Origin of the sequence: Enterococcus sp. 3H8_DIV0648, assembly GCF_002140655.1 — a bacterium.
In the GTDB taxonomy this organism is placed as follows: domain Bacteria; phylum Bacillota; class Bacilli; order Lactobacillales; family Enterococcaceae; genus Enterococcus_A; species Enterococcus_A hulanensis.
The window spans coordinates 1-5112 of the sequence record NZ_NGLG01000009.1; the positions used below are offsets into that span (position 1 = coordinate 1).

At 42.1% G+C, this 5112-nt stretch carries 6 protein-coding genes; 3 read left to right on the forward strand and 3 right to left on the reverse strand.

Annotated elements, in window-relative coordinates; genetic code table 11:
• Positions 1 to 18 precede the first annotated feature (18 nt).
• Positions 19 to 531, reverse strand: coding sequence for a hypothetical protein (locus A5875_RS22910; protein ID WP_088935911.1), 513 nt, complete (start codon positions 529 to 531; stop codon positions 19 to 21).
• Positions 532 to 688: 157 nt separating this feature from the next.
• Positions 689 to 943 carry a hypothetical protein gene (locus tag A5875_RS22915; RefSeq protein ID WP_088935912.1) on the reverse strand — a complete coding sequence of 85 codons (255 nt, stop codon included), beginning with the start codon at positions 941 to 943 and terminating at the stop codon, positions 689 to 691.
• Positions 944 to 1274: 331 nt separating this feature from the next.
• Between A5875_RS22915 and aspD the strand changes: the two genes are divergently transcribed.
• From aspD to A5875_RS22930, 3 genes are all read left to right on the forward strand, one after another.
• On the forward strand, positions 1275 to 2870 hold the full coding sequence (gene aspD, locus A5875_RS22920; RefSeq protein ID WP_088935913.1) for an aspartate 4-decarboxylase: 1596 nt from the start codon (positions 1275 to 1277) through the stop codon (positions 2868 to 2870).
• Positions 2871 to 3101: 231 nt separating this feature from the next.
• Positions 3102 to 3920: a bifunctional hydroxymethylpyrimidine kinase/phosphomethylpyrimidine kinase gene (thiD, locus tag A5875_RS22925; RefSeq protein WP_088935914.1), complete on the forward strand. Its 819-nt coding sequence runs from the start codon at positions 3102 to 3104 to the stop codon at positions 3918 to 3920.
• Positions 3910 to 4458 carry an ECF transporter S component gene (locus tag A5875_RS22930; RefSeq protein WP_088935915.1) on the forward strand — a complete coding sequence of 183 codons (549 nt, stop codon included), beginning with the start codon at positions 3910 to 3912 and terminating at the stop codon, positions 4456 to 4458. The genes thiD and A5875_RS22930 overlap by 11 nt, the downstream gene beginning before the upstream one ends.
• Positions 4459 to 4618: 160 nt before the next feature.
• On the opposite strand, the gene A5875_RS22935 is transcribed toward A5875_RS22930, so the two are convergent.
• Positions 4619 to 4987: a nuclear transport factor 2 family protein gene (locus A5875_RS22935; RefSeq protein ID WP_088935916.1), complete on the reverse strand. Its 369-nt coding sequence runs from the start codon at positions 4985 to 4987 to the stop codon at positions 4619 to 4621.
• Between the last annotated feature and the right edge of the window lie 125 nt (positions 4988 to 5112).

Here is a 5112-nt window from a genome sequence, read left to right on the forward strand (position 1 = left end):
AGCAGAGGTTTTGCTCTATTATTTACCCTTTTGCACTGATAGGATTTCTCTAGCAATTTGAGATTTTACTGCTGTACCTGTAATAAGTAATTTCAACGGCTTGATGATTTGTAAACCAAGTCCTGATTTTGTGTAATAAGATAAGCGATAATGGAAATAATTAATCAATTCAATAATGGCAAACAGCCAAATCAACACGCCTACAATGGAGAAACTCTTCGTAAAAAGTAAGACTAAAATATAGGCTCCCAGCAGACCATAATCAATGAGTTTAAAAGCTTGATAGATTCTCGCGATCCGCTGCTCATCCAACGCTTTTTGTTTTTTTAGCCTTCTTAAGCAATTCAGCCAATAAAGTGATCCCTGAACAAGAATTACTGTCAAAACAAATAATGGATAAACTATCGCAACTTTTCCGCCTCCTGGCTCGGCCGCTGCCCACATACCATAAACCACCCAAAATACCAACGCGCTCAACAGCTCCATTGAAAACAAATAGAACAACTCTTGCTTAACCGTTCTTTTCTTCAAAAATACACCCCTGCTTCCCTTTTATTAACACCATTTCTCTTCTTGTTACTTCAAAATCAGTCTCCAGTATAGCATATCTGAATATCAGGTAATATTTCGCTTAGTAAAGGGCTCCTATAAAAAAAGAAGCGCTCTTAAAAGAGTGCCTCTTAGCCTTCTATTCAATCACCGTACTAACAAATCCAGCGACTTTATCGAACAAATTACCGAAAAATCCGGAAACACTTTGCCATAATCCGCCAAAATCAGGATTAGCAATAAAGTTCTGTACTTGTGAGATTACTTGATCTTTATACATATAAATGATAAATAGCAAGAATAATACGCCGGCGATGCGCCATAAGACTGACCCGACCTTTACAACAAAGAAAACGAGTAATGCGATAAACGCAAGTGCGATCAATTGATCCATCTTTGAATCCTCCCTTTCGTGGATATCTATATTTACGTTCCTGTCTTTCAACTTATAACAATAGTATGCCCTAATTCTTTATTTTTATCATGGGTCGAAAGTCTGATATCTCTTAACCGTAAAAAAATCTTTAAAAAGTGGATTCTAAGAATATAGTAAGCGCTTTACTTGTTGATTTATTCATACTTTTGACCTCGTCTTAAACAAAACACACTTTATTTCTTTGTGTTTTAACAGAAACTTTCTCATAAACTCTAAGCGTATTTACGCTGTATTAAAAACAATTCTCGTTACTATGAAGACAAAATAAAGCGTAAAAGGAGTCGTATTTGTGTCAACAACTACTGAACAAGCCTTAGAAGAATTAAGTCCCTTTGAATTAAGTCTCTTTTTGGAACAAAAGATTCATGAAAATAAAAATGTCACCAACCTGCTGAATGCTGGTCGCGGCAATCCCAACTGGACTGCCCCTACTCCGCGGGAAGCCTACTTTTTACTCGGTCAATTCGCTACTCAGGAAACCCTGTACGGTTCAGGTGAATTAACTGCTGGAATGATCCAATCCGATAGCGACCGTGGACAGCGTTTTGTTGATTTTCTAGCCGCCCATCCTGGAAAAGGTGCCGACTTTTTAAAGAAAATCTGGTTTTCTGACAATAATTATCTAGGAATGCCGAAGGAAGCTTGGCTGACGGATATGCTGGATCATATCATCGGCGACAATTATCCAAATCCAGTCCGCTGTTTGACTGCCTGCGAAGGTCCGATCAAGGCGTATTTGAATCAGGAATTATTTTCAGACAGCACGATTCCCTTTGATATTTTCGCAGTGGAAGGCGGAACTGCAGGGATTTGCTATATTTTCGATACTTTATTCAATAATTTCCTACTAAATCACGGCGACAAAATTGCATTGATGCTGCCGACCTTTGCGCCTTACCTAGAAATTCCAGAATTGCCAAAATACTCCTTCGACATCGTCAAGGTTCAAGCAAAACAAACCATGATCGATGGGAAAATGACCTATCAATACCCGGATGAAGAAATCAATAAGCTGCGGGATTCCGAGATCAAAGCAGTCTTTGTGGTGAACCCAAGCAATCCGACAGCCAATGCGCTGGCTCAGCCAACGATCGATTTGCTGAAGGATATTGTTGCGACAGATAATCCGGAATTAATGATCTTGACCGATGATGTGTACGGCACCTTTGTTCCAGTCTTCACGTCGCTATTTTCAGAGATTCCTTACAATACGGCTTGTATTTATTCTTATTCGAAATATTTTGGCGCGACTGGCTGGCGCGTAGGTACCATCGCAGTAGCCAAACACAATCTCTTTGATGAATTGATTGCCAACCTGCCGCAAGAAAAGATTGAACAATTAAACGAACGCTATGCTTCCTTGACCGCTGATCCAACAACGATCACTTTCATCGATCGCTGTGTAGCTGACAGCCGTGACGTTGCCTTGAATCATGCCGCAGGACTTTCGGCTCCGCAGCAAGTCATGATGGTGATGTTTAGTCTGTACAGCTTGCTGGATGAAGGCCAAGCCTATAAAGCAGAAGTCATGGATATTTGCCGCCAACGGGAAAAACTTTTGTTCAATACGTTGGGACTGCAGGAACCTTTAGAAGATTTAGACACTGCCTATTATTGCGAAATCAATTACGAAGATTGGAGCCGCAAACGTTACGGCAATGCCTTCGCTGATTACTTGAAAAATAAATGGACGGTAACGAAGGTCCTAACCTCCCTTGCGGAAAAAGAACAATTGATGCTGTTGAAAGCCAACGCCTTTGGCAGCAGCGAATGGGCTGTGCGCGTGTCATTAGCCAACTTAGCCACGAACCAATATCCAGAAGTCGGCAAACGAATCATTCGTTTAACCGATGAGATTCGCGATCAATGGATGAAAACAAAATAGTCTGAAACCGAACGAATATATTTCTATCGCTGGTGATAGTGTATATTCGTTCTTTTTTTTTCTGATTCTTCTATTGTATAGCCTTATTCGAAGGGCTTTAGATTTCTCTTTCCTATTTGATAGTGATACACTTTGTTCTATAAATTGGCTGAGGTAAAACAAATCCAATTGGCTGTTTCCATCAGATAATCAAAAGGCTATGCTATAAAAAAACAAATGGAGCGTTTCGATATGAAAAAAGTTGCAACAATTGCCGGTTCCGATGCCACTGGCGGCGGTGGTTTAGAAGCGGATTTAAAAACCTTTCAAGAATTTGGCACCTTTGGCTTGGCGGCGATCACCTCGATCGTCACCTTAGAACCCGAAACAGGGACACATCATCTGCGAACTCTTTCTCTGGAGCTGATCCAAGAACAGATCGCCTCTGTTTTTGCAGGACCGATTGATTCGATCAAAACCGGGCTGCTGCCTACCCAGGAGATCATCGATTTGGTCAGTGAAGTCATTCCCAAAGACATCTCCTTAGTCGTTGATCCGGTCATCGGCGGCAAAGGAACACAGGATTTTATTAAAAACGAGCAGGTCCAGGCGCTGCGGGAAAAATTACTGCCCCACGCCTTGATTACGACCCCTAATTTACGGGAGGCCGGCATTTTATCGGAGCTTGGTGAACTGACTTCAGAAAAACAAATGGAGCAGGCCGCCAAAAAAATCGCTTCATTTGGTGTGAAGCATGTGGTAATCAAGGGCGGGGCACGTTTAGCTGCTAAGCAAACCCTCGATCTACATTATGATGGGCGAAATTTCACCCGTTATCCCCATGACGTCATTGATACACCTTATAATCATGGCGCCGGCTGTACCTTTGCGGCGGCCATCACCGCGGCGATCGCGAAAAATTATCCGCTTGATCAGGCCATTAAGCTGGCGATCGATTTTGTCCAAGCGGCCATCACAATGGGCGAGAAAATAAATCCGTATGTCGGTCACGTTTGGCACGGCGCTTATACCCACGGAGAAAAACGATTGGAGTATTCAGATGAACAGTGATAAACGCATTCATAATTTGGTATTAGTCGCCCTATTCGCGGCACTCACATTGATGGGAACAATGATCAAGATTCCCCTGCCCACCGGCGCCTTTATCCACTTCGGCAATTCGGTCGTATTGTTGGCCGTTTTATTGATCGGCTATTGGCAAGGGGCATTAGCTGGCGGAATCGGCTTTTTCGTTTTTGATATTTTAAATGGTTTCGCGGCCGAAGCCCCCTATTTCTTAGTCGAAAGCTTTGTCGTAGGCGCTGCAGCTTACGCGGCCTTTTCTATCTTCAAACGCAAACCAACACGCATTTACCAAATCATCATTATCGGGATCTGCGCCGGCATCGCGAAATTCATCATGTCCGTCATCAAAGCAACCGTCATGGCGATGATCGCTGGCGCTCAATTGAAGCCGGCTTTCTTCGCGGCACTAGCCACAATGCCTGCGACGGTGATCAATATTTTCTCAACGATCCTGATTGTTAGCTTGGTCTACTTCCCATTAAGAAAAGCCATGCAGATGATCTTCCGCAATCAGCCCATTTAATGCTATACTGAATATCCTTGGCAGGGGCGAAAACTTGAAGCACCGACTGTAATTTGATTTACAGTCGGTGCTTCATTTTACTTTTTAAAATGCCAAACAACCCTCACTAAACTCAGGACTCTTCTATATAATTAGTCGAGTCCCTTCTTTTGAAAAAATTCTAACCCATCGAATCCAACTGTTTTTTCGAATCACAAAAAACTTGCCAATGAGTGATCTTCCCATCATGCTCCACGACCTTCCAAGCAGTTGGGAATTCCCAGTGTTTTTCAGTTTGGCCCAAATAGGAACCACTTGCTCTACCGATGTTAATTGCAAAATCATCATTCGCCAAATAATCCTCAATGGTGATCCGATAATCTGGAAACCAATCAAAATATCCCTGCCATCTGAGCTTCATTGCCCCCTTGTTTTCAATCCCACCATACGTATCAACAAAGGAAAAATCCTCTGCCATCAACTCAATGAGTTTTATTAAATCCTGTTGATTAACCGCTGCTGCAAACTGCTCAATTATTTCACGATTCATTGTTTCCCCAAAAAAATCTTCTTTCTTACAATATCCCAAGTAACATTCACACTATTTCAAATTACACATCTAGATGTGTATAAGAGACAGTTTGTACTCAAGATGTTTCCACCTTTCTCTAACTT

Coding starts and splice junctions, on each gene's coding strand:
- A5875_RS22915 (WP_088935912.1), bottom strand. CDS start 943: ATGGATCAATTGATCGCACTTGCGTTTATCGCATTACTCGTTTTCTTT.
- A5875_RS22930 (WP_088935915.1), top strand. CDS start 3,910: ATGAACAGTGATAAACGCATTCATAATTTGGTATTAGTCGCCCTATTC.
- thiD (WP_088935914.1), top strand. CDS start 3,102: ATGAAAAAAGTTGCAACAATTGCCGGTTCCGATGCCACTGGCGGCGGT.
- A5875_RS22935 (WP_088935916.1), bottom strand. CDS start 4,987: ATGAATCGTGAAATAATTGAGCAGTTTGCAGCAGCGGTTAATCAACAG.